Below are 954 nucleotides of genomic sequence, written 5' to 3'. Positions count from 1 at the left end.
GGGCTGGACTTCCTCGGGGGCGCCTGGGAGGTCGTCGAGACGGTCGCCATCGAGGACGAGGCGGAGCGCTACGACGCCCTCCGGGCCTGCGAGGACGCCGTCCGCGCGAACGGCCCGACGTAGGGCGGCGGTGTCCCGCCGACGGCCGGCGTCGTCCCCGTCGAGCGTCGTCGACCCCGCCCCCGACCGCCGACTTTTTCGACTGGCCCCCGTAGGGTCGGGCGTCATGTACGACCGCATCCTGGTTCCCACCGACGGCAGCCCGGCGGCCGACGCGGCCGTCGAGCACGCGGTGACGCTCGCCGACCGCTTCGACGCCACGCTCCACGCGCTGTACGTCGTCGACTCGACGGCCTACTCGGCGCTGGAGGCCGGCACCGACGTGGTGGCCGACGCGCTGGAGGAGGAGGGCCGGGAGGCCGTCTCCCGCATCGCCCAGGCCGCCGACGACGAGGAGCTCCCGGTGATCGAGGCGGTCGTCTCCGGCACCGCCTACCGGTCGATCCTGGAGTACGCCGACGAGGAGGGGATCGACATGATCGTGATGGGGACGCACGGGCGCCGCGGGCTCGACCGCTACCTCCTCGGCTCGGTCACCGAGCGGGTCGTCCGCTCGGCGGACCAGCCCGTGCTCACGGTCCGACACGCCGAGGACGAGTAGGCCATCGGCCGGGCGGGGCACACGCGCGGCCCGACCGGGGACGGACGGCCCGCACGGCGCCGACCCGCCGGCCGTTCGTCGCGGACGCCCGCGGCGGGCCGCGCGGACTTCCGCGAGACCCGGCTTTAAGCCCGCCGGCGCGGACCGTCCGGTATGAGCCAGACCGTCGCACACGAGGACCTGTCCGCCTTCCGTCGAGACCTCCACCGTCACCCCGAGCCGGCGTGGTGCGAGTTCTACACCACCGCCCGCATCGTCGACGAGCTGGAGAAGCGCGACCTGACGGCCGTCCA

At 74.5% G+C, this 954-nt stretch carries 1 protein-coding gene and 1 pseudogene; both read left to right on the top strand.

Annotated features, from left to right (window positions below; all coding sequences use genetic code 11):
- Positions 1-226: 226 nt before the first annotated feature.
- Complete coding sequence (locus ACQUQ1_RS22430; RefSeq protein WP_435066389.1) at positions 227-661, top strand: universal stress protein; 435 nt, start codon at positions 227-229, stop codon at positions 659-661.
- Positions 662-814: 153 nt separating this feature from the next.
- A pseudogene (locus tag ACQUQ1_RS22425) lies at positions 815-954 on the top strand (amidohydrolase); the annotation flags it as partial.

Source organism: Halobaculum sp. EA56 (assembly GCF_051195075.1).
Taxonomy (GTDB): domain Archaea; phylum Halobacteriota; class Halobacteria; order Halobacteriales; family Haloferacaceae; genus Halobaculum.
Note: the sequence above shows the minus strand (reverse complement) of the source record. Positions and strands in the feature narration are given on the sequence as shown.

What these genes read in the sequence shown, in the direction of transcription:
- ACQUQ1_RS22430 (WP_435066389.1), top strand. Translation starts at nt 227, where the DNA reads ATGTACGACCGCATCCTGGTTCCCACCGACGGCAGCCCGGCGGCCGAC.